The 26,003-nt window shown below is 67.2% G+C and carries 17 protein-coding genes and 1 pseudogene; 13 read left to right on the forward strand and 5 right to left on the reverse strand.

The window, feature by feature from the left end:
* Positions 1-68 precede the first annotated feature (68 nt).
* Positions 69-647 carry a 5-formyltetrahydrofolate cyclo-ligase gene (locus PX653_RS23730; protein WP_277415142.1) on the reverse strand — a complete coding sequence of 193 codons (579 nt, stop codon included), beginning with the start codon at positions 645-647 and terminating at the stop codon, positions 69-71.
* Between the two features lie 79 nt (positions 648-726).
* Between PX653_RS23730 and PX653_RS23735 the strand changes: the two are divergent.
* From PX653_RS23735 to PX653_RS23760, 6 genes and pseudogenes are all read left to right on the forward strand, one after another.
* Positions 727-2,708, forward strand: a pseudogene (locus tag PX653_RS23735) (lytic transglycosylase domain-containing protein).
* Positions 2,709-2,748: 40 nt separating this feature from the next.
* Positions 2,749-3,462, forward strand: a complete 714-nt coding sequence (locus PX653_RS23740; protein ID WP_277415143.1) for a glutathione S-transferase family protein — start codon at positions 2,749-2,751, stop codon at positions 3,460-3,462.
* Complete coding sequence (locus PX653_RS23745) at positions 3,459-4,742, forward strand: multifunctional CCA addition/repair protein (protein ID WP_277415144.1); 1,284 nt, start codon at positions 3,459-3,461, stop codon at positions 4,740-4,742. Before PX653_RS23740 ends, PX653_RS23745 begins: the two co-directional genes overlap by 4 nt.
* A 100-nt stretch (positions 4,743-4,842) precedes the next feature.
* The gene (locus PX653_RS23750) at positions 4,843-5,415 is read left to right on the forward strand and encodes a GNAT family N-acetyltransferase (RefSeq protein ID WP_371876378.1); all 573 of its coding nucleotides are present in this window, start codon (positions 4,843-4,845) and stop codon (positions 5,413-5,415) included.
* A gap of 172 nt (positions 5,416-5,587) precedes the next feature.
* Positions 5,588-5,818 (forward strand): hypothetical protein, encoded by a 231-nt coding sequence (locus PX653_RS23755; protein ID WP_277415145.1) that lies wholly within the window; start codon positions 5,588-5,590, stop codon positions 5,816-5,818.
* A gap of 64 nt (positions 5,819-5,882) precedes the next feature.
* Positions 5,883-6,824: an MvdC/MvdD family ATP grasp protein gene (locus tag PX653_RS23760; protein ID WP_277415146.1), complete on the forward strand. Its 942-nt coding sequence runs from the start codon at positions 5,883-5,885 to the stop codon at positions 6,822-6,824.
* A gap of 16 nt (positions 6,825-6,840) precedes the next feature.
* On the opposite strand, the gene PX653_RS23765 is transcribed toward PX653_RS23760, so the two are convergent.
* Positions 6,841-7,362, reverse strand: coding sequence for an Lrp/AsnC family transcriptional regulator (locus tag PX653_RS23765; RefSeq protein WP_147952083.1), 522 nt, complete (start codon positions 7,360-7,362; stop codon positions 6,841-6,843).
* Between the two features lie 127 nt (positions 7,363-7,489).
* Between PX653_RS23765 and hppD the strand changes: the two genes are divergently transcribed.
* From hppD to PX653_RS23795, 6 genes are all read left to right on the forward strand, one after another.
* Positions 7,490-8,620: a 4-hydroxyphenylpyruvate dioxygenase gene (gene hppD, locus PX653_RS23770; protein ID WP_277415147.1), complete on the forward strand. Its 1,131-nt coding sequence runs from the start codon at positions 7,490-7,492 to the stop codon at positions 8,618-8,620.
* 148 nt (positions 8,621-8,768) lie between these two features.
* Positions 8,769-12,326 (forward strand): indolepyruvate ferredoxin oxidoreductase family protein, encoded by a 3,558-nt coding sequence (locus PX653_RS23775; RefSeq protein ID WP_277415148.1) that lies wholly within the window; start codon positions 8,769-8,771, stop codon positions 12,324-12,326.
* A gap of 90 nt (positions 12,327-12,416) precedes the next feature.
* The gene (locus tag PX653_RS23780) at positions 12,417-13,901 is read left to right on the forward strand and encodes a S41 family peptidase (protein WP_277415149.1); all 1,485 of its coding nucleotides are present in this window, start codon (positions 12,417-12,419) and stop codon (positions 13,899-13,901) included.
* Positions 13,902-14,015: 114 nt separating this feature from the next.
* Positions 14,016-16,724, forward strand: a complete 2,709-nt coding sequence (locus PX653_RS23785) for a TonB-dependent receptor domain-containing protein (RefSeq protein WP_277415150.1) — start codon at positions 14,016-14,018, stop codon at positions 16,722-16,724.
* A gap of 213 nt (positions 16,725-16,937) precedes the next feature.
* Positions 16,938-20,678, forward strand: a complete 3,741-nt coding sequence (locus PX653_RS23790; protein ID WP_277415151.1) for a M48 family metallopeptidase — start codon at positions 16,938-16,940, stop codon at positions 20,676-20,678.
* 106 nt (positions 20,679-20,784) lie between these two features.
* Positions 20,785-22,542: a M14 family metallopeptidase gene (locus tag PX653_RS23795; protein ID WP_277415152.1), complete on the forward strand. Its 1,758-nt coding sequence runs from the start codon at positions 20,785-20,787 to the stop codon at positions 22,540-22,542.
* 60 nt (positions 22,543-22,602) lie between these two features.
* On the opposite strand, the gene ttcA is transcribed toward PX653_RS23795, so the two are convergent.
* The 3 genes from ttcA to PX653_RS23810 are packed head-to-tail and all read right to left on the reverse strand — an operon-like array spanning position 22,603 to position 24,719.
* Positions 22,603-23,520: a tRNA 2-thiocytidine(32) synthetase TtcA gene (gene ttcA / locus PX653_RS23800; RefSeq protein WP_277415153.1), complete on the reverse strand. Its 918-nt coding sequence runs from the start codon at positions 23,518-23,520 to the stop codon at positions 22,603-22,605.
* Entirely contained in the window at positions 23,517-23,915 is a 399-nt protein-coding gene (locus tag PX653_RS23805) for a dihydroneopterin aldolase (RefSeq protein WP_277415154.1), read from the reverse strand. The genes ttcA and PX653_RS23805 overlap by 4 nt, the downstream gene beginning before the upstream one ends.
* Before the next feature lie 27 nt (positions 23,916-23,942).
* Entirely contained in the window at positions 23,943-24,719 is a 777-nt protein-coding gene (locus tag PX653_RS23810; RefSeq protein WP_277415155.1) for an SDR family oxidoreductase, read from the reverse strand.
* Positions 24,720-24,789: 70 nt separating this feature from the next.
* On the opposite strand from PX653_RS23810, the gene PX653_RS23815 reads away from it, so the two are divergent.
* Positions 24,790-25,938 carry a class I SAM-dependent methyltransferase gene (locus tag PX653_RS23815; protein WP_277415156.1) on the forward strand — a complete coding sequence of 383 codons (1,149 nt, stop codon included), beginning with the start codon at positions 24,790-24,792 and terminating at the stop codon, positions 25,936-25,938.
* Positions 25,939-26,003: the final 65 nt, after the last annotated feature.

The following is a 26,003-nucleotide window of genomic DNA, read 5'->3' on the forward strand; positions in this document are numbered from 1 at the left end:
GGTCGGACCCGCCGGGTCCGACCCCGGCTTTCGGTCTCGGGTTGCATCGCGCACCGCGACGCTGAGGCCTAGCTCGCCTCTGTGATGATGCGGTCCAGCGGCACGTCGTGTGCATCCTGCCCGAACTCGGCCGCCAGGCACGAGTAGGCGATGCCGATGGTGGCGGGGCGTGGCAGCCGTTCCAGCGTGCGGTCGTAGAAGCCGCCGCCGTAGCCCAGCCGGTAGCCTTGCCCATTGAAGCCCAGGCATGGCACCAGCAGCGCGGGCGGGACCGGTTCCAGGCGCCGGTGGGCGGGCACCGCGATGCCCATTGCATCCTTGACCAGCGTCTCGCCGATCTCCCAGCCGGCGAAGGCCAGCGGCGCATCGCGTTGCAGCACGACCGGCAACAGCAGGCGTACCCCGAGGCGTGCCAGTTCAGCATACGCAGGATGCAGATCCGGCTCGTCGCGCAACGGCCAGTACACACCCAGCGCGTCCACCCGTGTGGTTTGCCACCACGCCACGATATGCCGGCAGATGTCGGCATCCCAGGCCGCCCGCGTCGGGGCGTCGAGATTGCGGCGCGCCGCCAGCAATTGGCGCCGCAGCCCACTCTTGAAATCGGCGGTTGTCTGTGCGGTCGAGGGTGGTAGCGCGGCTGGCATGCGTGGTATTCTTGGATCGTTGGTCATATCGTTGGTTACTGGGTGCAGCGAGCGCTGCCCGAACATTGAGAGTCGTAGATTGATTTCCCCGTCGAAATGGATAGCCGGCGCCCTGCTCGCGATAGGCTGCGCCATCACCCCGCTGGCCCCCGCGCAGGACAACAACGGCGACAGCCGCAAGGAAGACGACGCATTCCTGCTGTTGCGCGATTCGGTGCGGCGCGACGATGCCGCCAAGGTCGAATTCTACGCGGGCCGGCTGACCGATTACGCGATTCCTTCCTACGTCGACTATTATCGGCTCAAATCGCACTTCCGCGATGCCAGCAGCGCCGAGATCCTGGACTTCCTGAAGCGCTATGACGGCCAGGCCATCGCCGACCGCCTGCGCAACGACTGGCTGCTGGAGCTGGGGCGCAAGCGCGAGTGGGCCCTGTTCGACCAGCAGTTGCCGCTGTTCGTGCTGAACGACGACACGCAAGTCAAATGCTACGCCCTGCTGTCGCGCCTGTCGAAAGGCCAGAACGTGGCCGCCGAGGCGCGCGCCCTGCTGATCTATCCCCCGTATTACGGCGAAGCCTGCAACAGCCTGGTGGCGGCGCTGGCGCAGACGGGCCAGTTCAGCCAGGAAGACCTGTGGGCACAAGTGCGCCTGGCCGGCGAGACCAATGCCACCGGGCCCGCGCGCCGCATCATCATGCTGCTGAACGGGTCGGACAAGAAAGTCGCCCAGGCCATCGACCTGCCGGCGCTGGCGCTGGCGAAAGGCGCGGGCGACACCCGCGCCGACCATGAAGTGTTCCTGATCGCGCTGGGCCGCGCCGCGCGCACCAGCGTCAAGCTGTCGGTGCTGGCGCTGCAGAAGGCGCTGCCGAAGCTGACGCCGCAGGAGCAGGCCATCGGCTGGGCCAATATCGCGCTGCCAGCGTCCTACGTGGTGGCGGCCGAAACGTCGGAATACTGGCGCCGCGCCAACGGCGCGCCGCTGTCGATCGACCAGCACCAGTGGCGCACCCGCTATGCACTGCGCGACGGCAACTGGAAGCTGGTACGCGACTACATCGCCGCGATGCCGGCGTCGCTGCGGGCCGATCCCACCTGGGTGTACTGGCAGGCGCGGGCCGTCACCGCGCTGGCGGGCAATGGCGGCGGCCTGCCGGCCGAGGCCCAGTTCCTGTACCAGAGCATCGCCGAGCGCCAGGATTACTACGGCCTGCTGGCGGCCGAGGAGCTGGGCCGCACGGTGTCGATCCCGCCGCCGGGCGCGCCCGTCACGCAGGCCGAGATCGCGGCCGTTGCCGCCAACCCCGGTTTCCAGCGCGCCCTGCGCTTCTTCAACATGCGCCTGCGCTTCGAGGGCACGCGCGAGTGGAACTGGGAACTGCGCCGCCTGAGCGACCGCGAGCTGATCGCCGCCGCCGAATTCGCCCGCCAGAACCACATCCTGGACCGCATGGTGTACACGTCCGAGCGCACCCGCGTGCAGGCCGACTACACGCACCGCTATCCGGCACCGCACGACGACATCATGCAGGCCAACACCCGCACGCTCGGCCTGGACCGGGCCTGGGTCTATGGCCTGATCCGGCAGGAGTCGCGCTTCATCATGACGGCGCAGTCGAGCGCGGGGCCTCGGGCCTGATGCAGGTGATGCCGTCGACGGGGCGCTGGGTGGCGCAGAAGATCGGCCTGACGAACTTCGTGCAGGACATGCTGACCGACGTGCGCACCAATATCCTGCTGGGCACCAACTACATGAACATGGTGCTGGGCAGCATGGACGGCTCGCAGGTGCTGGCGACGGCCGCCTACAATGCGGGGCCGGGCCGGCTGCGTTCGTGGCGCTCGGCGCTGTCGAAGCCGATGGACTCGACGATCTTCATCGAATCGATCCCGTACTCGGAAACGCGGACGTACGTGAAGAACGTGATGACGAATGCCACGTGGTATGCCGCCCTGTTCGAAGGCCGCCCGCAGTCGCTCAAGGCGCGCCTGGGCACCGTAACGCCCAAGGGCTACAGCGAGCAGGACCAGCAGCAGACCACCTTCAGCAGCCGCTGATGCAGCGCGGCTGGCCGACTTTCCCACTTCGACCGCAACAATGCACACCTTCGAACTCGACCCCACCCTGAGCCAGACCCTGGCCGCCGCGCGCGAGCCCGGCCTGACCCTCATCATCGGCAACAAGAACTACTCGTCGTGGTCGATGCGGCCCTGGGTCGCGATGACGGCGTTCGCGATTCCGTTCCATGAAGTGCGCGTGCTGCTGGACCAGCCCGACACCGCCAACAACATCGCCCGCTACAGTGCCAGCGGCCGCGTGCCCGTGCTGCTGGCCGGCGACATCACGATCTGGGACAGCCTGGCGATCTGCGAGTACCTCGCGGAACAGTTCCCCGACAAGCACCTGTGGCCGCAGGACGTGGCCGCGCGCGCGCTGGCGCGCTCCGTCTGCGCCGAGATGCATTCGGGTTTCGCCAGCCTGCGCACGACGATGCCGATGAACATCCGCACGCACCTGCCCGGCAAGGGCCGCACGCCGGACACCCAGGCCGACATCGGTCGCATCAGCGAGATCTGGGAGGAATGCCTGGCGCGCTTCGGCCACAACGGCTTCCTGTTCGGCGAGTTCTCCATTGCCGACGCGTTCTTCGCGCCGGTGGTGACGCGCTTCCATACTTATGGCGTGGTGCTGCCGCCGGCGCTGTCGGCCTACTGCGAACGGATGCGCAACCACCCGGCCGTGGCGCGCTGGATCGAGGAAGCGCTGAAGGAGACGGAGATCGCCGACAAGCACGAAGACGAGCTGCCGTGAAGACGTATATCGTGGGCGGGGCCGTGCGCGACGAGCTGCTGGGACTGCCGGTCAAGGACCGCGACCACGTCGTGGTCGGCGCGGCCCCCGAGGACATGCTGGCGCGGGGGTTCCGCCCTGTCGGCAAGGACTTTCCCGTGTTCCTGCACCCGGCCACGCAGGAAGAGTATGCGCTCGCCCGCACGGAGCGCAAGACCGCGCCCGGCTACAAGGGTTTCGTGTTCCACACCTCCCCGGACGTCACGCTGGAAGAAGACCTGGTGCGGCGCGACCTGACCATCAACGCGATCGCCCGCGCCGAGGATGGCACGCTGACCGATCCGTTCGACGGCCAGCGCGACATCCGCGAGAAAGTGTTCCGCCACGTCTCCGAGGCGTTCGCCGAGGACCCGGTACGCATCCTGCGCCTGGCGCGCTTTGCCGCGCGGTTCACCGACTTCACGGTCGCCCCGGAAACCAATGCGCTGATGCGCGCGATGGTCGAGGCGGGCGAGGTCGATGCGCTGGTGCCCGAGCGCGTGTGGCAGGAACTGTCGCGCGGCCTGATGGAGGCGCGCCCTTCGCGCATGCTGCAGGTGCTGCGCGGCTGCGGCGCGCTGGCGCGCATCGTGCCGGAACTGGACCGCCTGTGGGGCGTGCCGCAGCCGGAGCGCTGGCATCCCGAGATCGACACGGGCACCCACATGGAGCAGGTGATCGACTATGCGGCCGCGCAGGGGTACGACCTGCCCGTGCGCTTCGCGGCCCTGCTGCACGACCTGGGCAAGGGCGTCACCCCGGCGGACAAGTGGCCGGCCCACCATGGCCACGAGGGCCTGGGCGTGCAGCTGGTCAAGGACGTCTGCGCGCGCCTGAAGGTGCCGGTCGAATGCCGCGACCTGGCCGTCATGACGACGCGCGAGCATGGCAACGTGGCGCGCGCGCAGGAGCTTCGCTGCCGCACCATCGTCACGCTGCTGGAACGTTGCGACGGCTTCCGCAAGCCGGCCCGCTTCACCCAGCTGCTGCTGGCGTGCGAATGCGATGCGCGCGGCCGCACGGGACCCGCGGCCAGCTTTGCCGACCGCCCGTTCCCGCAGCGCGCCTACCTGGAAACGGCACTGGCGGCGGCCCGTGGCGTCGATGCGGGCGCCATCGCGCAGGGCCTGGCCGAGCGTCCCGACCGGATTCCAGAAATGATCCGCAGCGCGCGCGTGCGCGCCGTGCGCGATGCGCTGCGCCGGGGCGACGAGCCCGATGACGACACGCAAACCGCCACCACCGGCGTGAGCACGGCATGACCCGCCTGAACCTGTTTCGCAATCCCTGCAGCGCTGGTTCAACAAGGGCGGGCGCGAAACCATTCCCATCAAGGCGCTGAGCGAGCGCGATCGGCGCCGCATGCTGCGCCATTTCCTGTCGCTGGAACGCTCCGACCGCATCCTGCGCTTCGGCTCCTACATGGGCGACGAGCAGGTCACCCGATACGTCGAGGGCATCGACTTCCAGCGCGACATGGTGTTCGGCGTCTACAACCGCGTGTTCCGGCTGGCCGCCGTGGGGCACCTGGCGTTCGCGCCGCGCCAGGCGGGCAGCGAAGGCAAGACGGCAAAGGACCGCGTGGCCGAATTCGGCGTGTCGGTGCTGAAGTCGGCGCGGGGACTGGGCATCGGTTCCAAGCTGTTCGAGCGGGCCGCGATCGTGTGCCGCAACCACGACGTGGACACGCTGTACATGCATTGCCTGTCGTCGAACCAGACGATGATGCACATCGCCAAGAAGGCAGGGATGGAAATCCACCGCGACTACGGCGAGGCGGACGCCTACCTGAAGCTGGGCCCCGCCGACCCCGCCAGCGTGCTGCAGGAAGCGATGCAGGAGCAGCTGGCGACGATCGACTACGCGCTCAAGGCCAACGTGCGCCGCGCCGCCAAGCTGCTGGACAAGCTGCCCCGCCGCACCCCGAAGGAATAGCCGTGGCAACTGTCGCGTTACACCCGGCGACAGTTGCGTCAAACAGCCTCGACAATCCCCCGACATCTCGCCGACAGACAGCGCCGCCGCCCAGGCGCACCATGACGTTGCAGCACTAGGAAGCGGTACGCCGTACCGCACCGCTGCAAACCAAACCGAAAATGGAGATGTCATGAAACTAGGCGATAAATTCGATCAGGAACGGATGAAAACCGACGGCAAGCCGGTCGTGCTGATGATGCAGCCGCAGGGCTATATCGAAGTGCGCGGACCGGAAGAGCTGCGTCAATGGGAAGAAAACGCACGCACCCTGACGGGCGTGGCGATCGGCGCACCGCAGGGCCTGCGCGCCGCCACGACGTGCAGCTACGGTTGCGCCGACGACTGTGGCGTGATGGCGTAACGCGCCAGCCGTACTTTCTCCACCGCGTAGCGCCCCGGCGCTACGCACCCGAAGGTCTGCATCCATGATACTGATCGTGACAGGCAAGGACGACTTGCATGCGCTGATGGTCCAGCGCGAACTGCACGCGCGCGGGCAGCCGTGCGCCCTGTTCGAAACCGACCTGATTGCCAATTCTCCCGCCATCTCGTGGCGGTTCGCCGCAAGCCGCGCACAGGTCAGCCTGCGCTGCCAGGACGGCGACCCCATCGACCTCGCCGACGTCGGTGCCATCTGGTGGCGCCGCCCGCAACCGAAGCAGCAGCTGAACGGGTCAACGCCGGATGGCCACCACGCACTGATCGACGTCGAATGCCGCGGCACCCTGATGGGCATGTTTTCGGCGGACTTCGACGGCACCTGGGTATCGTCACCCGCCGCCACCGTGCGCGCCGCCGACAAGTTCCTGCAACTGTCCGTCGCCAGCCGGCACGGCTTCCGGGTGCCGCGCACGGTCGTCACGCAGCGGCGCGAGGACGTGCTGGACCTGTACCGCGCGGTAAACGGGAAAGTCATCGTCAAGCCGGTGGTCGGGGTGTCGGAGCCGCTGCTGTTTACCCGGTTCCTGGACGACCCGGCAGGCATCGACGAGGCGTCGTTCGCGGCCTGCCCCGCCGTCTACCAGGAGTACATTCCCGGTTGCCGTCATATCCGGCTCAACTGTTTCGGCGAGCGCTCATGGGCCGCGGCGATCGATACCGACGCGCTGGACTGGCGCGCCGACCTGTCGGTGCCCGTCAGCGCCTGGGAGGTGCCGCCGGCGCTGCACGCACAGGTACGGCGCGTGCTCGACGCGCTGGACCTGAAGATGGGCATCGTCGACCTGAAGCAGGACCCCAACGGCGAATTCGTCTGGCTCGAAGTCAATCCGCAGGGGCAGTTCCTGTTCCTGGAGCCGCTGACGGGCATGCCGATGACGCGTTACTTCGCCGACTTCCTGGTGGAGGCCAGCGCAGCGCGGCACTGAGGGCTTGGGCTTGGGCTTACACCAGCGGCAGCGCCGTCGTGTCCTTGATGCGCTGCAGCGCGAAGCTCGACTTCACGTCCAGCACGGACGGGTGGCGCAGCAGTGTCGCCATCATGAAGCGCGAGAAGTGGTCCATGTCCTCCACGTGCACGCGCAGCAGGTAATCCATCTCGCCCGTCATCGCGTAGCACGCCACCACTTCGGGCCACTGCTCGACGGCGACGGCGAAGTCCTCGCGTGGCGAGGCGGTGCCGGGCAGGGCGCCCAGCGCCCGCGCATTGCTGTGCGCGGCCGCGTCGCTGTGCTTTTCCAGGCGCACGTTGACGTAGGCCAAGAGGCCCAGGCCGATCTTGTCCGGGTCCAGCAGCGCCACGTACTGGCGGATCACGCCTTCCTCTTCCAGGCGCTTGATGCGGCGCAGGCACGGCGACGGCGACAGGCTGACCTGCTCGGCCACGTCCTGGTTGGACAGGCGGCCGTCGGCCTGCAAGATGCCGAGGATTTTGCGGTCGGTTTTGTCGAGCGCGATCTTGGTCATGAATCCCTCTTTGGATGCTTGTTATCGCAATATTATTGCTCAAAACGCCCATCCTTGGGAATTGTTTGCAATTTAATTCTTTCAAACGAGGTCTATACTGTGCGTCATTCTGATAGAGGAGACGCACATGCAATTCACGCCCTGGGACAACCCGATGGGGACCGACGGTTTCGAATTCGTCGAGTTCGCCGCACCCGATCCGAAGGCACTCGGCGCGCTGTTCGAGAACATGGGTTTCACGGCCATCGCCCGTCACCGCACCAAGGACGTCACCCTGTACCGCCAGGGCGAGATCAACTTCATCATCAATGCCGAAGAGGATTCGTTCGCGCAGCGTTTCGCGCGCCAGCACGGTCCCTCGGTATGCGCCATCGCGATCCGTGTCGACGATGCCGCCTACGTCTACAAGAAGGCGCTGGAGATGGGCGCCTGGGGCTTCGACAACAAGACGGGCCCGATGGAACTGAACATCCCGGCCATCAAGGGCGTGGGCGACTCGCTGCTGTACCTGGTCGACCGCTGGCGCGGCAAGAACGCCGACAAGGGCGTGACGCCGGGCAGCATCGGCGACATCAGCATCTATGACGCCGACTTCGTGGCCATTCCCGGCGTGGACCCGAACCCGGTCGGCAACGGCCTGACCTATATCGACCACCTGACGCACAACGTCTACCGTGGCCGCATGGGCGAATGGGCCGGCTTCTACGAGCGCCTGTTCAACTTCCGCGAGATCCGCTACTTCGACATCGAAGGCCGCCTGACGGGCCTGAAGTCGAAGGCGATGACGTCCCCGTGCGGCAAGATCCGCATCCCGATCAACGAATCGTCGGACGACAAGTCGCAGATCGCCGAGTACCTGAACGAATACCATGGCGAAGGCATCCAGCACATCGCGCTGGGCACGGACGACATCTACACGTCGATCCAGCGCATGCGCGACACCGGGATCGCGTTCCAGGATACGATCGAGACGTACTACGAGCTGGTGAACCGCCGCCTGCCGAGCCACGGCGAGAACCTGGAAGAGCTGCGCCGCCTGCGCATCCTGATCGACGGCCAGGCCGACAGTGAAAACAAGCGCGAGCTGCTGCTGCAGATCTTCACGCAGAACGTGATCGGCCCGATCTTCTTCGAGATCATCCAGCGCAAGGGCGACCAGGGCTTCGGCGAGGGCAATTTCCGCGCGCTGTTCGAGTCCATCGAACTCGACCAGATCCGTCGTGGCGTATTGGAGGATCCCGCAAAAACAGTCGCATAAGCACGCAGCACCCCAAAAGCAACCCCTGGGGTCAGACCCGACGGGTCTGACCCCGGCCTTTGCCGTTGGGTTGAAAAACAAGCCGGCAGCCCCTCGTCAGAAGGGGCGCCGGCTTTGGCACTTTGAAACAATATTGGAGACAAACCCCATGAACGCACCTCACAAGGGTACGGAGCTAGGCGCGCCCGCACACGACATTACCCTGGACGACAAGTGGACGCTCGAACGCGGCCGCGCCTTCATGACCGGCACGCAGGCGCTGATCCGCCTGCCGATGATGCAGCGCGAGCGCGACGTCAAGGCCGGCCTGAACACCGCGGGCTACATCACCGGCTACCGCGGTTCTCCCGTGACCAGCGTCGACATGACGGCGATGAAGGCGAAGAAGCACCTGGAAGCCCACCACGTCAAGTTCCATCCGGGGATGAACGAAGACCTCGCGGCGACCGCCGTCTGGGGCACCCAGCAAACCAATCTGTTCCAGGATGCCAAGTACGACGGCGTCTTCTCCATGTGGTACGGCAAGGGCCCCGGCGTGGACCGCTGCGGCGACGTCTTCAAGCATGCCAACAATGCCGGCTCGGCAAAGCACGGCGGCGTGCTGGTGCTGGCCGGCGACGACCATGCCGCCAAGTCCTCCTCCACCGCGCACCAGTCCGATCACATCCTGGCCGCCTGCGGCATCCCCGTGCTGTACCCGTCCTCCGTGCAGGAATACATCGACTACGGCCTGCACGGCTGGGCGATGAGCCGCTACACGGGCCTGTGGGTGGCGATGAAGTGCGTGACCGACATCATCGAATCGGGCGCCGTCGTCGACTTCGACCCGGACCGTGTGCAGATCGCCATGCCGGACGACTTCGAGCTGCCGCCCGGTGGCCTGAACATCCGCTGGCCCGATGCGGTGCTGGACCAGGAAGTGCGGATGAACAGCTATAAATGGTATGCCGCGCTGGCCTATGCGCGCGCCAATAAGCTCAACAAGATCATCTGGGACAGCCCCAAGCCGAAGATCGGCATCATCACGGCCGGCAAGTCCTACCTGGACACGCGGCAGGCGCTGGCCGACCTGGGCATCGACGAGCAGGCCGCAAGCGACATCGGCATCCGCCTGTACAAGATCGGCATGACGTGGCCGCTGGAAGCGGACGGCGTGCATGAATTCGCGCGCGGCCTGGACGAGATCATCGTCGTCGAGGAAAAGCGGCAGATCCTCGAATATGCGCTGAAGGAAGAGCTGTACAACCTGCCGGACAGCGAACGTCCCCGCGTCGTCGGCAAGTTCGACGACACGGGCGAATGGTCCAACAAGCACCGCAGCGGCCACGGCGACTGGCTGCTGCCGGCGACCTATGAATTGAACCCGGCGCAGATCGCCCGGGCGATTGCCAGCCGCATCTCGCATTATTGCGACGGCCACCCCGTGGCCGCGCGCGTGAAGGAGCGCATCGCCTTCCTGGAAGCGAAGGAACTGGTGCTGAAATCCGTGCCGGCCAAGCCGAATCCGCAGACGGACCGCACGCCGTTCTTCTGCTCCGGTTGCCCGCACAACACGTCGACGAAGGTGCCGGAAGGCTCGCGCGCGCTGGCCGGCATCGGCTGCCACTACATGGTGCTGTGGATGGACCGCGAGACGTCCACGTTCACGCACATGGGCGCGGAAGGCGTTACATGGGTGGGCCAGGCGCCGTTCACGAACGAGAAGCACGTATTCACCAACCTGGGCGACGGCACCTACTTCCACTCGGGGATCCTGGCGATCCGCGCGGCGGTGGCGGCCAAGGTCAACATCACCTACAAGATCCTGTACAACGACGCCGTGGCGATGACGGGCGGCCAGGTCGTGGACGGTCCGCTCGACCCGGGCATGATCTCGCGCCAGATCGCGGCCGAAGGCGTCACCCCGATCATCGTCGTCACCGACGATCCGGACAAGTACCCCGACGATTACGCCTGGGCGCCCGGTGTCACGGTGCGCCACCGCTCCGAGCTGATGGACGTGCAGAAGGAACTGCGCGACAAGCCGGGTGTCTCGGCCATGATCTACGACCAGACCTGCGCTTCCGAGAAGCGCCGCCGCCGCAAACGCAACGAGTTCCCGGACCCGGCCAAGCGCGCGGTCATCAACGAGGCCGTGTGCGAAGGCTGCGGCGACTGCTCGGTGCAGTCAAACTGCCTGTCGGTGGAGCCGCTGGAGACCGAGCTGGGGCGCAAGCGCCAGATCAACCAGTCCAGCTGCAACAAGGACTACTCGTGCGTGTCCGGTTTCTGCCCCAGCTTCGTCACCGTCGAAGGCGGCCAGCTGAAGAAGCCGAAGAAGGCCGCGGCCGGCAGCAATGCCGAGGTGCCGGCACTGCCGGCACCGGCGCTGCCGTCGACGGCGACGCCCTACGGCATCCTCGTCACCGGCATCGGCGGCACGGGTGTCGTCACCGTCGGCCAGATTCTGGCCATGGCCGCGCACGTGGAAGGCAAGGGCGCCGTCGTGCTGGACATGAGCGGCCTGGCGCAGAAGGGCGGCCCCGTGATGTCGCACGTGCGCCTGGCCGACAACCAGGCCGACCTGCACTCCACCCGCGTGGGCACGGGCAGCGCCGACCTGGTGATCGGCTGCGACCAGATCGTCACGGCCAGCCGCGATGCATTGTCGCGCATGGGCGAAGGCCGTACCTGGGCCGCGATCAACTCGACGGGCGCCACCACGGCCGCCTTCGTCAAGAATCCGGACTGGCAGTTCCCGGGCGAGTCGTCGCAGGGCGAGATCCTGCGTGCGTGCGGTACCGACCGGGTCGAATTCGTCGACGCGGGCCGTATCGCCACTGCGCTGATGGGCGACTCCATCGCCACCAACATGTTCATGCTGGGCTACTCGTTCCAGAAGGGCCACGTGCCGTTGTCCGAAGGCGCGCTGATGAAGGCCATCGAACTGAATGGCGTTTCGGTCGGCTTCAACAAGGCCGCGTTCAACTGGGGCCGCTATGCGGCCGTGGACTTGAATGCCGTGACGAAGATGACGGCGCCAGCCCAGGTGATCGAGTTCAAGCGCAGCCAGACGCTGGACGAAATCGTCACGCGCCGCGTCGAGCTGCTGACGGCCTACCAGAATGCCGCATATGCCGGCCAGTACCGCGAGTTCGTCGAGACGGTACGGGCGGCGGAAAGCCGCCTGAATCCGAAGCAGCTGAAGCTGACGGAAGCCGTGGCGCGCTACCTGTACAAGCTGATGGCCTACAAGGACGAGTACGAGGTAGCCCGCCTGCACACGGACCCCGCGTTCCGCCAGAAGATCGAGGGCATGTTCGAGGGCGACTACAAGGTCAAGTTCCACCTGGCGCCGCCGCTCCTGGCCAAGCACGACAAGGATGGCCACCTGGTCAAGCAGGAGTTCGGCCCGTGGATGCTGCAGGCATTCAAGGTGCTGGCGAAACTGAAGGGCCTGCGCGGCACGGCGCTGGACGTCTTCGGCTACACGGCGGAGCGCAAGACGGAACGCGCCTTGATCGGCGCCTACCGCGACACGGTGGCACGGCTGCTGCCGAAGCTGAACGCCGACAATCTGGCAACGGCCGTGTCGATCGCCCGCATTCCGGAAGACATCCGCGGTTATGGCCATGTCAAGGAACGGCACCTGAAGGCGGCCAAACAGAAGGAAGCCGCGCTGCTGGCGGCGTTCGACGCACCGGCCGCGACCCCGCACGCGGCTTGACGTACGAACAAGCCCGCTCCGTCCCGGAGCGGGCTTTTTTTACGTGCATGGCGTTGGTCAGCGCCGGTGTCTCACGTAAAATGGCTGCCCATGAAACCCTTCACCAGCGCCCTTGGCCTCGCCATGTTGGCGGCGCTCGCCGGTTGCGGCGGCGACGGCCCATCCCAGCCCGGTGTCGTCACTCCCGTCAAGCCACCACCGTTCGTCCCGGAGCCGCCCGTCATCCCACCTCCAGTTACGCCGCCGGAACCTCCGCTTACGCCGCTGCAGGAGATCGAGAAGTACATGCAGCGCTGCGCGGACGCGCCGCCGGACAGTCCGCGCCCGGGCACGATCGACGATGAAAAGCGCTTCCTGCGGGCCTGGCTGGGCGAAACCTACCTGTGGTATCGCGAACTGCCAGCGCTCGACCTGACCACCTTCGGCGCCACCGTGGACTATTTCAATGCGATGAAGACGCCGCTGCTGACGCCGTCCGGCAAACCGAAGGACCAGTTCCACTTCAGCTATACGGAAGAGCGCTGGGCCGAGCTGTCGCGGGGGGGACAGACGGGCTACGGCATTACCTGGCTGCGCAACAGCGCCGACGGGCTGCGCGACTGGCGCATCGCGGCGGTGGAGCCGGGTTCCCCCGCTGCCGTCGCGGGGCTGCGCCGCGGCGACCGCCTGCTGACGGTGGATGGCAGCGACTTTGCCGGTACCACCGATGCCACCGCGGTCGCCACCCTGAATGCGGCCCTGTTCCCCGTCGTCGCCGGGAAGAGCCATCGGCTTGGCGTGCGCCGTGACGACAGCGGCACGTTCGAGGTCGAACTGCTATCGACGAAGCTGGCGATCGCTCCCGTGCAGAACACGACCGTGCTGCAAACGGCCGCCGGCCCCGTCGGCTACATGACCTTCGGCGCCCACGTGGCGGCGGCCGAAGCGCCCTTGACGGCGGCGTTCGCGGCCCTGCGCGACGCCGGGGTCAAGGACCTCGTGCTGGACCTGCGCTACAACGGCGGTGGCCTGCTCAGCATCGCCAGCAAGGTCGCCTATATGGTGGCCGGACCGCGGGTGGCAGGCATGACGTTCGAGCAGACGCTCGCCAACGACAAGACGAAGCCGAACAAACCGATTCTGTTCCCAGCGACGACCGCGCTGCCGACCCTCGACCTGCGCCGGGTCTACGTGCTGGCCGGGCCCGGCACCTGTTCGGCGAGCGAGTCGATCGTCAACGGCTTGCGCGGCGCCGATATCGACGTGCACCTCGTGGGCGGCCAAACGTGCGGCAAGCCGTACGCCTTCATCCCCGCGACCAATTGCGGCCGCACGTACTTCGCCATCCAGTACCAGGGCGTCAACCACAAGGGCTTCGGCGACTATGCCGAGGGCTTCGCGCCCACGTGCGCGGCAGCCGACGACCTGCGCCATCGGCTGGGCAGCGCCGACGAGACGCTGCTGCGTACCGCGCTGCACCTGCGTTCGGCCGGCACGTGCCCGGTCTCGGCCGGGCTCCGCGCCGGCGCACGCGCACCGGCGCTGGTACCGGTGCGGGAAGCGGGCAGCGAAATCGCCATCGACGACCGGCGCTGACGATACTGTCGAGTTGAGCAACGGCCGCATAAGCTAGCGCAAAACGATTCGTACCAAGAGTCGGTAAAAGTTGGTATTGTGTCACTCCCACAAGGAAGGGAGTAACCAGCCAACATGAAGATCAAACATCTCGTCGCCGCACTGCTTGGTGCGTATGGCGTGCCGCTACTGGCGCACGCCCAGGCCACGCAGCCGCCTACCGAGGCGGCTGCAGCGACTTCCGCGACTCCCACCCCTCCCGCCGTCGTCGTTACCGGCTCGCGCATCGCCCGCGCGACCGTCGAAGGGCCCTCCGCCGTGACCGTGATCACGGGCGCCGACATCACGCGCCAGGGCTACAAGAACGTGTTCGACGCGCTCAACAACCAGGTGCAGAACAGCGGCTTCACGCAGGGCGCCGACTTCGGCAACACGTTCACGCCGTCGGCCAACACGCTGAGCCTGCGCGGGCTGGGCCCGAACCACACCTTGATCCTGCTGAACGGCCGCCGGCTGGCCGATTTCCCGATCGCCTATGAAGGCACGGTCAACTTCACCAACCTGGCCAATATCCCGTCCAGCATCGTCGAGCGTATCGAGATCCTGTCCGGCGGCGCCTCGGCGATCTACGGCTCGGACGCCATCGCGGGCGTCATCAACATCATCCTGAAGCACAAGGCCGACGGCTTCGACGTCAACGTCAAGGCCGGCACGTCGTCGCGCGGCGGCGGCGGCGACCGCCGCGTGCAGTTCACGGGTGGCCAGCAGTCCGGCAAGCTGACGACGGTCTTCAGCCTGGAGGTGTCGGAACGCGACCGCCTGACCGCGCTGCAGCGCGACTTCATGGCCGAACGCGACGGCACGCCGACCGATATCGCGTCGCGCCGCAATCTCGATACGGGCAGGTACGTCGAACCGGGCAACCTGTGCACGGACTTCGCCGACATGTTCGACCACAGCGTGTTCCGCCATACGGTGAGGACGGGCAGCTACTGCGCCAGCCGCAAGGCCGCCAACACGCACTGGTCCACCCAGACGCAGAACCGCAGCAAGAACGGCTTCGCCAGCGCGACCTACGATCTCGATGGCGATACCGTGCTGTTCGCCGACCTGCTGGTCGGCCGCAACGACACCGCCAGCAATACACGCGGCCCGTCCTGGACATCCGCTTCGACCGGCAGCGGCTATTTCCTGAACCGGAACACGGGCGCGTACGAAGTGTGGAAGCGCTATATCTCGCCGCAGGAGACAGGCGGCGTGCGCCGCTACGACCGCACGTGGGAAGACCGGGCGCTGGCCGCTTCGCTGGGCGTGCGCGGGCATATCGGCGGCTCCGGCTGGAAGTACGAGGCCGGCTACAGCGCTTCGGCGTACGAGAGCAGGAACCACGTGCCGCGCGCGCTGGCCAATATCGACACCTTCTTCCTGGGACCTCGCCTGGGTACGGATGCGGACGGCGTGGCGATCCACGCGCCCGATCCGGCCCGCCTGGCGCGCCGCCTGACGCCGGCCGAATTCGATACGATCACGGGCGCGGCCACCAGCGACGACGAATCGTGGACGCATACGCTGGCTGCCAGCGCCAGCGGCAAGCTGGTCGACCTGCCGGCCGGACCGCTGCAGCTGGCGGCCGTCGTCGAGGCGGGGCGGCAGGGCTTCACCAACAAGCCGGATGCGCGCATCAACGAGGGGTACTTCAACGTCCTGCCCGGCAGCTACGTCACGGCAGGCACGCGCACGCGCTATGCCGTCGGCGCCGAGCTGAATGCGCCGCTGCTGCAAACGCTGACCGGCACGCTGGCCGGCCGTTACGACCGCTACGAGTTCGCGGAGCGCAGCAACGGCAAGTTCACCTACAACGCGGGACTGGAGTTCCGCCCCCGCAAGGAGGTGCTGCTGCGGGCGAACTACGCCACCAGCTTCCGCGCGCCGGACATGAACTACATCTACAAGGCACGCGGCACGGGCTACTACTCGTCCACGACGGATTACTACCGCTGCGCCGTGGCCGGCCAGCCGCTGGCCACGTGCGAGTTCGCCAACAAGTCGCCCGGCGCCGATTACGTGCAGAACGGCAGCCGCGACCTGAAGCCGGAGCAGGGCAAGTCCTGGGGCACCGGCGTGGTCTGGTCGCCCAGCAGCGCATTCGACGTTTCGCTGGACTACTGGAACATCAAGATCGACGACCTGGTCACCAACCTGGATCCGGACCAGCTGCTGCGCGACGAGGCGGCCTGCCGCCTGGGCGGCCTCGATATCGCCTCGGCCCTGTGCGTGGACACCATCGGCCGCATCACGCGCTTTGCCGCCGACGCGCCGGACCGGGCGGGAGAGGTCAAGGAGATTCGCGTGAACGCGATCAACGCGGCCAAGGAGAGCGTCAGCGGCTTCGACGTCAGCGCCAAGTATGCTTTGCGTACCGCCGGCTACGGCACGTTCACGGTGCGCGGCAACTACACCAAGACGCTCACGCGCCGCTCGCAGCAGTTCGCCGCCGACGAGGTGGAGGACCGCCTGCATGCCCTCGACAGCAGCGACTGGCCGGACAAGCTGGCGGCCAGCGTCAACTGGGACAAGGGGCCTGTCTCGACCACGCTGTTCGCGACCCGCTACGGCAAGATTCCGAATGCGGAGCAGACGGGCCACATCACCCCGACCACGCTCGTCAACGTCAGTGCGGTGTACCGTTTCAGCGAGCGGTTGACGTTGTCGCTGATCGTCAACAACCTGTTCAACAAGGTGAAGTCCGACCCGAGCGGCGGCTGGCCTTACTACCCGATCGGCAACTACAGCCCACTGGGACGGGTGGGGTGGATCGAGCTGAATTACCGCTTTGGTTCCTGAGCCGGCGGCGGGCCTGGCGCCGGCCGGGCGGTGCGGTGCAACTGTCGTCCTTTCGCCACCCACGGGGCGGCCGGCACCCCTCCCGAGGGGGGTAGACAGGCATATTGATATACAAAGACTAGGTGCGTTAGTAAAATTTCTTCGAAAAATTTATTTCGGGGAAATATCATTGCTACTATCACTACGCAAGCCACTGCCGGGTTGATCGACCAGTTGGCGCAGCCGTCTGCGTCCTACAAGCGCAGCGCGCGGCTTGCGGTGGCGGGCCTGCTGGGCTTCGTGCTGGCGTATTTCTCGCTGGCTGGGTTCTTCCTGTGGAATGCGTGGCGCCTCGGCCGCACCGCGATGCATGCCAACGAGGCCGGTGGTTTGTGGCTCGTCGTCGGTTGCAATGTCTTCTTCGGCCTGTTCATGTTGAAGTCGATCTTCTCCGTCCGCAATGCCACGCCGTCCCGCCTGACGGAGATCACGGCGAAGGAGGAGCCGCGCCTGTTCGCGTTCCTGCACGAGCTGGCCGATACGGCCGGGGCCCCGCGTGCGCACCGCGTGTTCCTGTCGAACCGTGTCAACGCGGCCGTGTTCTACGACCTTTCGCTGCTCAATTTGCTGTTGCCGTCGAAGAAGAACCTGGAGATCGGCCTGCCGCTGGTGAATGCGCTGCCGCTGGGCGAGCTGCGCGCCGTGCTGGCGCACGAGTTCGGCCATTTCGCGCAGCGCTCGATGGCCGTCGGCCGCTGGGTCTACATGGCGCAGCAGATCGCCGGCCACCTGGTGGCGCAGCGCGACCAGTTCGACCGCCTGCTCGACTGGCTGGGCCGCCTCGACTACCGCCTGCGCATTTTTGCGTGGGCGCTGCAACTGGTGGTGTGGTCGATCCGTTCGCTGGTCGAGATGGCGTTCCGTGTCGTGTTGCTGATGCAAAGCGCACTGTCGCGCGAGATGGAGCTGCAGGCCGACCTGGTGGCGGTCGCGCTCACCGGCAGCGATGCGCTGATCCACGCGCTGCACCGGCTGCACGCGGCCGACGACGCCTGGCAGCGCGCCGTGCAATTCGTCCACAACGAGAGCGCGCAGGGTTGCGCCGTGGCCGATGCCTATGCGGTACAGAGCCTTGTCACGCGCCGCATGGCGGCGATCCTGGACGACGACCGCTATGGTGACGTACCGCCCGTGCCGGCCGAGTCACCGGCGCGGCATCGGGTGTTCCGCCAGCAGCTGGGGCACCCGCCCAAGATGTGGCAGAGTCATCCCCTCAACCACGAACGCGAGGAAAACGCCAAGCGCCACTACGTGGCCGCTCCGATCGACGCCACCAGCGCCTGGTCGCTGTTCGAGCAGCCGGCCATCCTGCGCGAGCGCATGAGCAGCATGCTGGCCGGCGCGCCGGACCAGCCGTTGGCCGCCATCGCGCTTGCGGACAGCTTGCAGAAAGTGAGCCGGCTGTATCGCCGCGAGCAGTTCAACCGGCGTTACTGCGGTATCTACTTCGGTCGGGACATTGCACGCCATACGACAACGGCGACCGACCTGCGCCAGCTGGTGCCGGCCGACGCGACAGCCGGGGCTGCACTGTATCCGGCCGCGCTGCGCGACGACGTGCGCGCGCTGCGGGCGCTGCGCGAGGAGCGCGACCAGTTGCAGGCGCTGGTGGCAGGCTGGACGTCGGCCCGCAATGGGCGGGTGCGGTTGCGCGGGGAGGACTGCGCGCGGCGCGACCTGCCCGCGGCGCTGGCGCGCTGCACGCGCGAACTGGAGGAGGTGGAAGGGCGCCTGCGCGCCCACGACCTGCGCTGCCGCAGCTGGCACCAGGCCATGGCGCAGCAACTGGGCGGCGACTGGCGCGAGTACCTGGACGGCTTGCTGGCGGTGGTGCACTACGCCGAGCACACCCATGCCAACGTCGCCGATGTCCATGGGTTGGCGATGAACGTCGTGGCCATCGAAACGGCCGTGCGGCGCATCGGCAGCGAAGCCATCGTGCGCGTCGTCACGGCGGCCAACGACTTGCATCGCGTGCTGGAACAGGCGTATGCCGCGGCGTACCAGCTCGACCTGGACGCCAGGCTGCGGCGCCGGCTCGGCGCGCAGGAAGGCTGCCGCGACCTGCTGGGCGAATTCACCCTGCCGCTGGCACAGCGCGACAACCTGGGCGACTGGTTGCCGGCGGTGGGCCACTGGGTCGAGCATACGCTGAACCGGCTGTCGGCACTGCGCTCGGCGGCCCTGGAGCAGCTGCTGGTGGCGGAGGCGCTGGTGGCACTGCATGTGCGGCGCGGCACGGTGCCGCGCCCGGCACCGGCGCCGACCGTCGTCCCGCCCGGCTACGCGACGCTGCTGCCGGGCGAGGAACGCAAGCGCCGCGACAAGCTGGACCTGTGGGCCCGCTTCCTGCGCGCCGACGGCTGGCTGCCGGGCGGCGCGCGGCTGCTGGTCGCCGGCGGCATCGTCGGCCTGACATTGGGCGCCGGCATCCAGCAGGGCAAGACGACGATCCATATCCACAATGGCCTGATGACCCCATTGGCGATCGAGATCGACGGCAATCAGACGACGGTGGGCGCGGGCAGCAGTGCCGAGCTGCTGGTGGAGCCTGCCGAGCGCCACCGCGTATCGACCCGCACCGCCAAGGGCGAACCGGTCGAAGAGTTCAGCGTGCCGGATGCAACCAATGCGAACGTCTACAACGTGGCGGGCGCAACGCCACTGGTGCAGTGGACCGCGCATTACGGCGGCACGGCCACCACGCCGGCCCAACCGCTGGGCGCGCCGCGCTGGCTCGACAGCAAGGCGGACGTGGTGTTGCGCGACCCGCCCAGGTCGGTGTCGACGAAACACGGCCCCGCTACCCGCACGGTGCTGCAAGCGGTATCGGGATTCGCCCACGTCCAGTTGCAGGCCCTGCCGGATGACGCGGCCCGCCGCCGGATCATTGCCGCCCATGCACGTTGGGACGAGACCAGCGCGCAGGATACGTGGCTGTGGCTGCGTTTCGCGACGGAGTACGACAACGGTGCGGCGCTGGCGGAGCGGCTGCGCAAGGCGCCGGACGACATGCTGCTGTTGCGCCTGCGCCAGGATCTTGCAGGCGCCGGCAAGGCCGCCGTGTGCGCCGCCGACATCGCGCGTGCCAGGGCCGCGCCGGACGACGGCGACCTGGCCTACCTGGCGTTGCGTTGCCGGTCCGATGGCGCTGAAGCCCAGGCCGGGTTCCGCGCCGCGCTGGCGCGCTGGCCGCACAACGCATGGCTGCATCATGCGATCTCGTACGACCTGATGTTGCGGGGCGATTTCCGCGCCATGGCACCCCATCTGCAGCCGGTGATCGACAAGCTCCCGGCGATGCGGTCGGAGGCAGCGCTGATGGCGGCGCGTTTGCGTCGGCTCGAGCAGGGCGGCGCTGCCGATATCGGGCCGTATCTGCCGTCGTCCCCGCGCCTGCGGGTACTGGCAGAAGACGAACAGCCTACCGCGACGGGGAAATCGCCGACAGATGCGGTCGCGAGGCTGGCAGTTGGCGACCTGGCGGCTGCATGGACCATCGCAATGGACGACGCGCCGTCGCCGCGCATCCAGCGCCTGGTCGGCGCTTCCGAGGGCGCCACGCCGGAACAGGTGAAGCGCGCGCTGGCGATGCCGCTGGCGGAAGGCATCGACGGCACGACCGTACTGACGTCGGCGGCGCTGGCCATGCGCGAGGGCCGCGACGCGGCGCCGTACCTGCAGGCGGCGGATGACTACCTGGACGGCATGCCGGCGGTGCTGGACTTCCTGCAGGCAGTGCGGGCACGTCGCTCGCAGCGCGAGTGCGAAGCGGCGCTTGGCAAGGTCGGCTCGAATACGCGCCTGCACGCCTACGCCGCGGCCGTCGTACTGCTGAAAGAGCGCGCGCCGGCCGACTGGCGCAAACTTGCCGGCGGCATGCTCTTCGCGACGGAGCGGCCGTACTTCAGGTAAGCCGACATGCCCGCCACTGCGGCGGGCGGATTCTCTATAATGGTTCGGCTGCCGGCCGGCATCGCGTCGATGCCGGCCTTTTTTTGACCGCACCGGAGCTTGATGAATGATTCGTACTGTCCTGTCGCTTGCCCTGTTGTCCGCACTTCCGCTGGCCCACGCCGCCCCCGATCTCTCCACGGTGGCCGAACGCTCCGGGTTCCGCAACACCGGCCGTTACGATGAAGTGATCAAGCTGTGCGCCGCCTTCCAGAAGGCGTATCCGAAGGCCGTGCGCTGCTTCGAGTTCGGTCGCACGCCGGAAGGGCGGCCCATGCTGGCGCTGGCGGTGTCGAAGAGCGGGGCGCTGACGGCCGCGCAGGCGAAGAAGAAGAACGTGCCCGTGCTAATGGTGCAGGGCGGCATCCATGCCGGCGAGATCGACGGCAAGGATGCCGGCTTCCTGGCGCTGCGCCACGCGCTGGACGGCAAGGCCGCCAGCGGCACGCTCGACAAGCAGGTGCTGCTGTTCGTCCCCGTCTTCAACGTCGACGGCCACGAGCGCTTCGGCAAATGGAACCGCCCGAACCAGCGCGGGCCCGTCGAGATGGGCTGGCGGGTGACGGCGCAGAACTACAACCTCAATCGCGACTACGTGAAGGCCGACGCGCCGGAGATGCAGGCCATGCTGGCGCTGGTGAATACCTGGGACCCGCTGGCCTACATCGACCTGCACGTGACGAACGGCGCCAAGTTCCAGCCGGACGTGTCGATCCAGGTCGAACCCGTGCATGGCGGCGACGAGGCGCTGAAGGTGGCCGGCACGGCGCTGCGCGAGAACGTGATGGCCGACCTGCGCAAGCAGGGTTCCGATCCGAAGCACTTCTACATCTCGTTTGCCAAGACGGACGATCCGACCTCGGGCTTCGTCGACGAGATGTCGACGCCGCGCTTCTCGACCGGCTACTTCCAGCTGCGCAACCGCTTCGCGATGCTGGTCGAGACGCACTCGTGGAAGGACTATCCGACGCGCGTGAAGATCACCTACAACACGATCGTGTCGCTGATGGACCAGGTCGCGCAGCATGGCGCCGCATGGCGCAAGCTGGCGCTGGCGGCCGATGGCCGTTCGGCGGCCATGGCGGGCCGCGAATTCCCGCTCAGCTACCGCACCACCGAGAAGACGCAGACGATCGACTTTGCCGGCTACGAGTACACGCGCACGCAGTCGGACGTGTCGGGCGGCGTGTGGACCAAGTACGACGAAACCAAACCGCAGCTGTGGCGCGTGCCCCTGCGCGACGAGGTCGTGCCCGATCGCCTGGTCACGGCACCGACCGGCGGTTACCTGGTGCCGGCCGCGCAGGCGCCGCTGGTGGCGCCCAAGCTCCGGCAGCACGGCGTGACATTCAAGGTGCTGGGCGCGGCGCCCGGCAAGGTCGACGTCGAGGCCTTCCGCGCCGATGCCACCAAGCTGTCGCCGCAGTCGGTCGAAGGGCGCCAGGCGATGGCGCTGGAAGGCAGCTGGCAAGCCGAAGCACGCGAGGTCGGCCAGGGCGCGCTGTTCGTGCCGATCGCGCAGCCAAAGGCACGCCTTGTCATGACGATGCTGGAGCCGCAGGGCGCCGATTCGCTGGCGGCATGGGGCCTGTTCAACGTGTCGTTCGAACGCAAGGAATACATGGAGGAGTACGTGGCCGAGGAGGTGGCGCGCGAGCAGCTGCAGGACCCGCAGGTCGCCGCCGCGTTCAGGGCAAAACTGGAAAACGATCCGGCATTCGCGAAGAGCCCGCGCGCCCGCCTGGAATTCTTCGCGCGGCGCCACGCTTCGTGGGATGAGCGGTATAACCTGTATCCCGTGTACCGGACGGCGCGGGTGTTCTAAGGGATCGGTAAAGTTGCCTGGAAATGGGGTCTGTCCCATTTTCCAGGCAACGGCAACGGCTTATTCCGGCTGCAGCGCAATGACGCCCGGCACGGTCGCCGGCGTCCCGCACGGCTCCTCGTCAAACGCGATATCGCCCAGCGGATTGGGCACGCCGTCCGTCTTCAGGTCCGTGAAGCCGAACAGGTTACGGTCCATCAGGTGCGACGGGATCACGGTGGACAGCGACGAGAACACGCTTTCCACCCGGCCCGGATGCTTCTTCTCCCAGTCGCGCAGCATGGCCTTGATCTGCTTGCGCTGCAGGTTTTCCTGCGAGCCGCACAGGTCGCACGGGATGATGGGGAAGCCCTTCACCTGCGCGTAGCGCTCGGTGTCTTCTTCCTTCACGTAGGCCAGCGGACGGATTACCATGTGCTTGCCGTCGTCCGACACCAGCTTGGCCGGCATGCCCTTCAGCTTCCCGCCGAAGAACATGTTGAGGAAGAAGGTCTCGAGGATGTCGTCGCGGTGGTGGCCCAGCGCGATCTTGTTCGCGCCCAGCTCGTCGGCCACGCGGTACAGGATGCCGCGGCGCAGGCGCGAGCACAGCGAACACGTCGTCTTCCCTTCCGGGATGAGGCGCTTGACGATGCTGTAGGTGTCCTGGTTCTCGATGTGGAACGCCACGCCCAGCTCCGTCAGGTAGGCGGGCAGGATATCGGCCGGGAAGTTCGGCTGCTTCTGGTCCAGGTTGACGGCCACGATGTCGAAGTGGATCGGCGCGCGCTCGCGCAAGGTCATCAGGATGTCGAGCAGCGCGTAGCTGTCCTTGCCGCCGGACAGGCACACCATCACCTTGTCGCCGTCCTCGATCATGTTGAAGTCGCCGATGGCCTGGCCGACCAGGCGGCACAGGCGCTTGTGCAGCTTGTTGTTCTCGTAGGCCGTCTTCTCGGCGCTCTTGTCCTTCAGGACGGTTTCCGTCACCGCGTTCATACGTCTTCCTTGATCTTGAATACTTCGACGCCCACGCCCTCGCAGTCCGGATACACGTCCGGCTTCATCGTCGACACGCGCACGGCGCGCACGCGCGGGTGCGCCAGCATGGCCGCGACGACGTCGTCGCACAGCGTCTCCTGCAGGTGCACGTGGCCCTGCGCCATCCGGCGCGCGATGGTCTCGCGCATGAAGTCGTAGTCGACGACTTCATGCAGCTCGTCGGCTTTCGGCGTGGAGACGGCCAGCGGGATGTACAGGTCGACGTTGATCAGGACGCGCTGCTCGCCCTTCTTCTCGAAATCGTGCACACCGATATTGATCTGCACTTCGTAATTGCGCAGGAACAGCCGGCGGCAGTCCTGCAGGCGGGGATGGGTGAGGGCGGACAGCATGGTTTTACCTTCAAAGAATCGGATACTTTATTGTGCGAGGAACATGACGTCGCGCGGCAGGGGCATCAGGTGCTGGCCGCCGTCGACCAGCAACGTCGTGCCCGTGACGGCACGGGCGGTGGCGGCATACAGCACGGCCGCCACGACATCCTCCGGCGCGCTGGAACGCCCCAGCGGCGTCTGCGCATGTGCCTTGGCGAAGCCTGCCTCGCTCTGGTCGCCGGACACCAGCGTGATACCGGGCGCCACGCCGACCACGCGCAGCTTCGGTGCCAGCGCCTGGGCCAGCAGCGTCGTGGCCGTGTGCAGCGCCGCTTTCGACAGCGTGTACGACAGAAAATCGGGATTGAGATTGTACAGCTTCTGGTCCAGCAGGTTGACGACGACGGCCTGCTCGCCGTCCGGCGTGTGGCTGTGCAGCGACTGCGCCAGCAGCAGCGGGGCGCCCAGGTTGGCGTGCATGTGCGCGTCGAGCCGGGCCAGCGAGAAGTCGGCCGCGCTGTCGTAGTCGAACAGCGAAGCATTGTTGACGACGCACGTCACGCGGCCCAGTGCCGCGGCGGCGGCGGGCACCAGGTCCTTGACGGCGCCTTCGTCGGCCAGGTCGGCATGCAGCGCCACGGCGCGCCGGCCCATGGCCTCGATGCGGGCGACGACTTGCTCGGCCTCGGCGCGCGAGGCACGGTAATGGACGGCCACGTCCCAGCCGGCCTGGGCCATGCCCAGCGCGATGGCGCGGCCGATGCGCCGGCCTGCGCCCGTCACCAGCGCCACCGGGGCGGTCGCGGTATCGGTCCTATGCATTGCAGCAGTACTCCAGAAGATGAGGGAACATCAATATTGCCGGGCGCGTGCGATTCGCTACAATGCGGGGATGTCTCTTCCCGCACCTTCCGCCGACGCGCTGGCCGCGTCGCACGCCCTGCAGCACCGCATCGCCGCCGACATTGCCCGGCACGGCGGCGCCATCCCGTTTGCCAGCTTCATGGAACAGGCGCTGTACGCGCCGGACCTCGGCTATTACAGCGGCGGTGCCGCCAAGCTGGGCAAGGATGGCGATTTTACAACCGCGCCGGAGATGTCGCCCCTGTTCGGGGCCGCGCTGGCGCAGGTCGCGGCCGCTATTATGGCGCAAAGCGCCCCGCACATCCTTGAATTCGGCGCCGGCACGGGCAAGCTGGCGCGCGACGTGCTGACGGAGCTGGCGGCGCAGGGCGTCGCCGTGGAACGCTACGCGATCGTCGAATTGTCGGGCGAACTGCGCGCGCGCCAGCAGGAGGCCCTGCGCGACTTCCCGCAGGTGACGTGGCTGGACGGTATGCCCGCCCGGTTCGACGGCGTCATCCTCGGCAACGAGGTACTGGACGCGATGCCGGTGCACCTCGTCACGAAGGCGGCGGACGGCTGGCGCGAACTGCACGTGACGATAGCCGACGGCCGCTTCGCCTACCAGAGCGCCCCGCTGACGCCGGCGCTGGCGGCGCAGCTGGCCAGCCAGGTGCGGGAAGCGGACCTGCTGCCGGAAGGGTACGTCACGGAACTGCATGGCACGGCATGCGGATTCATGGGCAGCGTCGGCGCGCTGCTGGCCGGCGGCAGGGGCGCCGCGATCCTGCTCGACTACGGTTTCCCGGCCCACGAGTTCTATCATCCGGACCGCAGCACGGGCACGCTGATGTGCCACTACCGCCATCACGCGCACGACGATCCGTTCTACCTGCCCGGCCTGCAGGACATCACGGCGCACGTGGACTTCACGGCGATGGCGCTGGCGGCGCAGGACGCCGGCGCCGACGTCGTCGCCTACATGAGTCAGGCCACCTTCCTGCTGGGCGCGGGCATCGGCGAGCTGCTGCTGCGCACCGATCCGGCCGACGCCATGCGCTACCTGCCGCAGGCGAACGCCGTGCACAAGCTGCTGTCGCCGGCCGAGATGGGGGAGCTGTTCAAGGTGCTGGTGGTGGGCAAGGATGTCGAGCTGCCGCCCGCGCTGGCGGCCAGCGACCGCGCGCATCGGCTGTAGGGCGGGCTGTCGAGCGGGCTGTAGAGTGAGCCGGTATGGTGAGTTCGGCTATTATGGTTGACCTG

It is taken from the genome of Pseudoduganella chitinolytica (genome assembly GCF_029028125.1).
GTDB lineage: Bacteria > Pseudomonadota > Gammaproteobacteria > Burkholderiales > Burkholderiaceae_D > Rugamonas > Rugamonas chitinolytica.

Excerpts from the sequence above, each read along its gene's own strand:
- PX653_RS23775 (WP_277415148.1), top strand. The coding sequence starts at position 8,769 with ATGAACGCACCTCACAAGGGTACGGAGCTAGGCGCGCCCGCACACGAC.
- PX653_RS23815 (WP_277415156.1), top strand. The coding sequence starts at position 24,790 with ATGTCTCTTCCCGCACCTTCCGCCGACGCGCTGGCCGCGTCGCACGCC.
- ttcA (WP_277415153.1), bottom strand. The coding sequence starts at position 23,520 with ATGAACGCGGTGACGGAAACCGTCCTGAAGGACAAGAGCGCCGAGAAG.
- hppD (WP_277415147.1), top strand. The coding sequence starts at position 7,490 with ATGCAATTCACGCCCTGGGACAACCCGATGGGGACCGACGGTTTCGAA.
- PX653_RS23750 (WP_371876378.1), top strand. The coding sequence starts at position 4,843 with ATGCTGCGCCATTTCCTGTCGCTGGAACGCTCCGACCGCATCCTGCGC.
- PX653_RS23785 (WP_277415150.1), top strand. The coding sequence starts at position 14,016 with ATGAAGATCAAACATCTCGTCGCCGCACTGCTTGGTGCGTATGGCGTG.
- PX653_RS23780 (WP_277415149.1), top strand. The coding sequence starts at position 12,417 with ATGAAACCCTTCACCAGCGCCCTTGGCCTCGCCATGTTGGCGGCGCTC.
- PX653_RS23765 (WP_147952083.1), bottom strand. The coding sequence starts at position 7,362 with ATGACCAAGATCGCGCTCGACAAAACCGACCGCAAAATCCTCGGCATC.
- PX653_RS23740 (WP_277415143.1), top strand. The coding sequence starts at position 2,749 with ATGCACACCTTCGAACTCGACCCCACCCTGAGCCAGACCCTGGCCGCC.
- PX653_RS23810 (WP_277415155.1), bottom strand. The coding sequence starts at position 24,719 with ATGCATAGGACCGATACCGCGACCGCCCCGGTGGCGCTGGTGACGGGC.
- PX653_RS23755 (WP_277415145.1), top strand. The coding sequence starts at position 5,588 with ATGAAACTAGGCGATAAATTCGATCAGGAACGGATGAAAACCGACGGC.
- PX653_RS23730 (WP_277415142.1), bottom strand. The coding sequence starts at position 647 with ATGCCAGCCGCGCTACCACCCTCGACCGCACAGACAACCGCCGATTTC.
- PX653_RS23805 (WP_277415154.1), bottom strand. The coding sequence starts at position 23,915 with ATGCTGTCCGCCCTCACCCATCCCCGCCTGCAGGACTGCCGCCGGCTG.
- PX653_RS23795 (WP_277415152.1), top strand. The coding sequence starts at position 20,785 with ATGATTCGTACTGTCCTGTCGCTTGCCCTGTTGTCCGCACTTCCGCTG.
- PX653_RS23760 (WP_277415146.1), top strand. The coding sequence starts at position 5,883 with ATGATACTGATCGTGACAGGCAAGGACGACTTGCATGCGCTGATGGTC.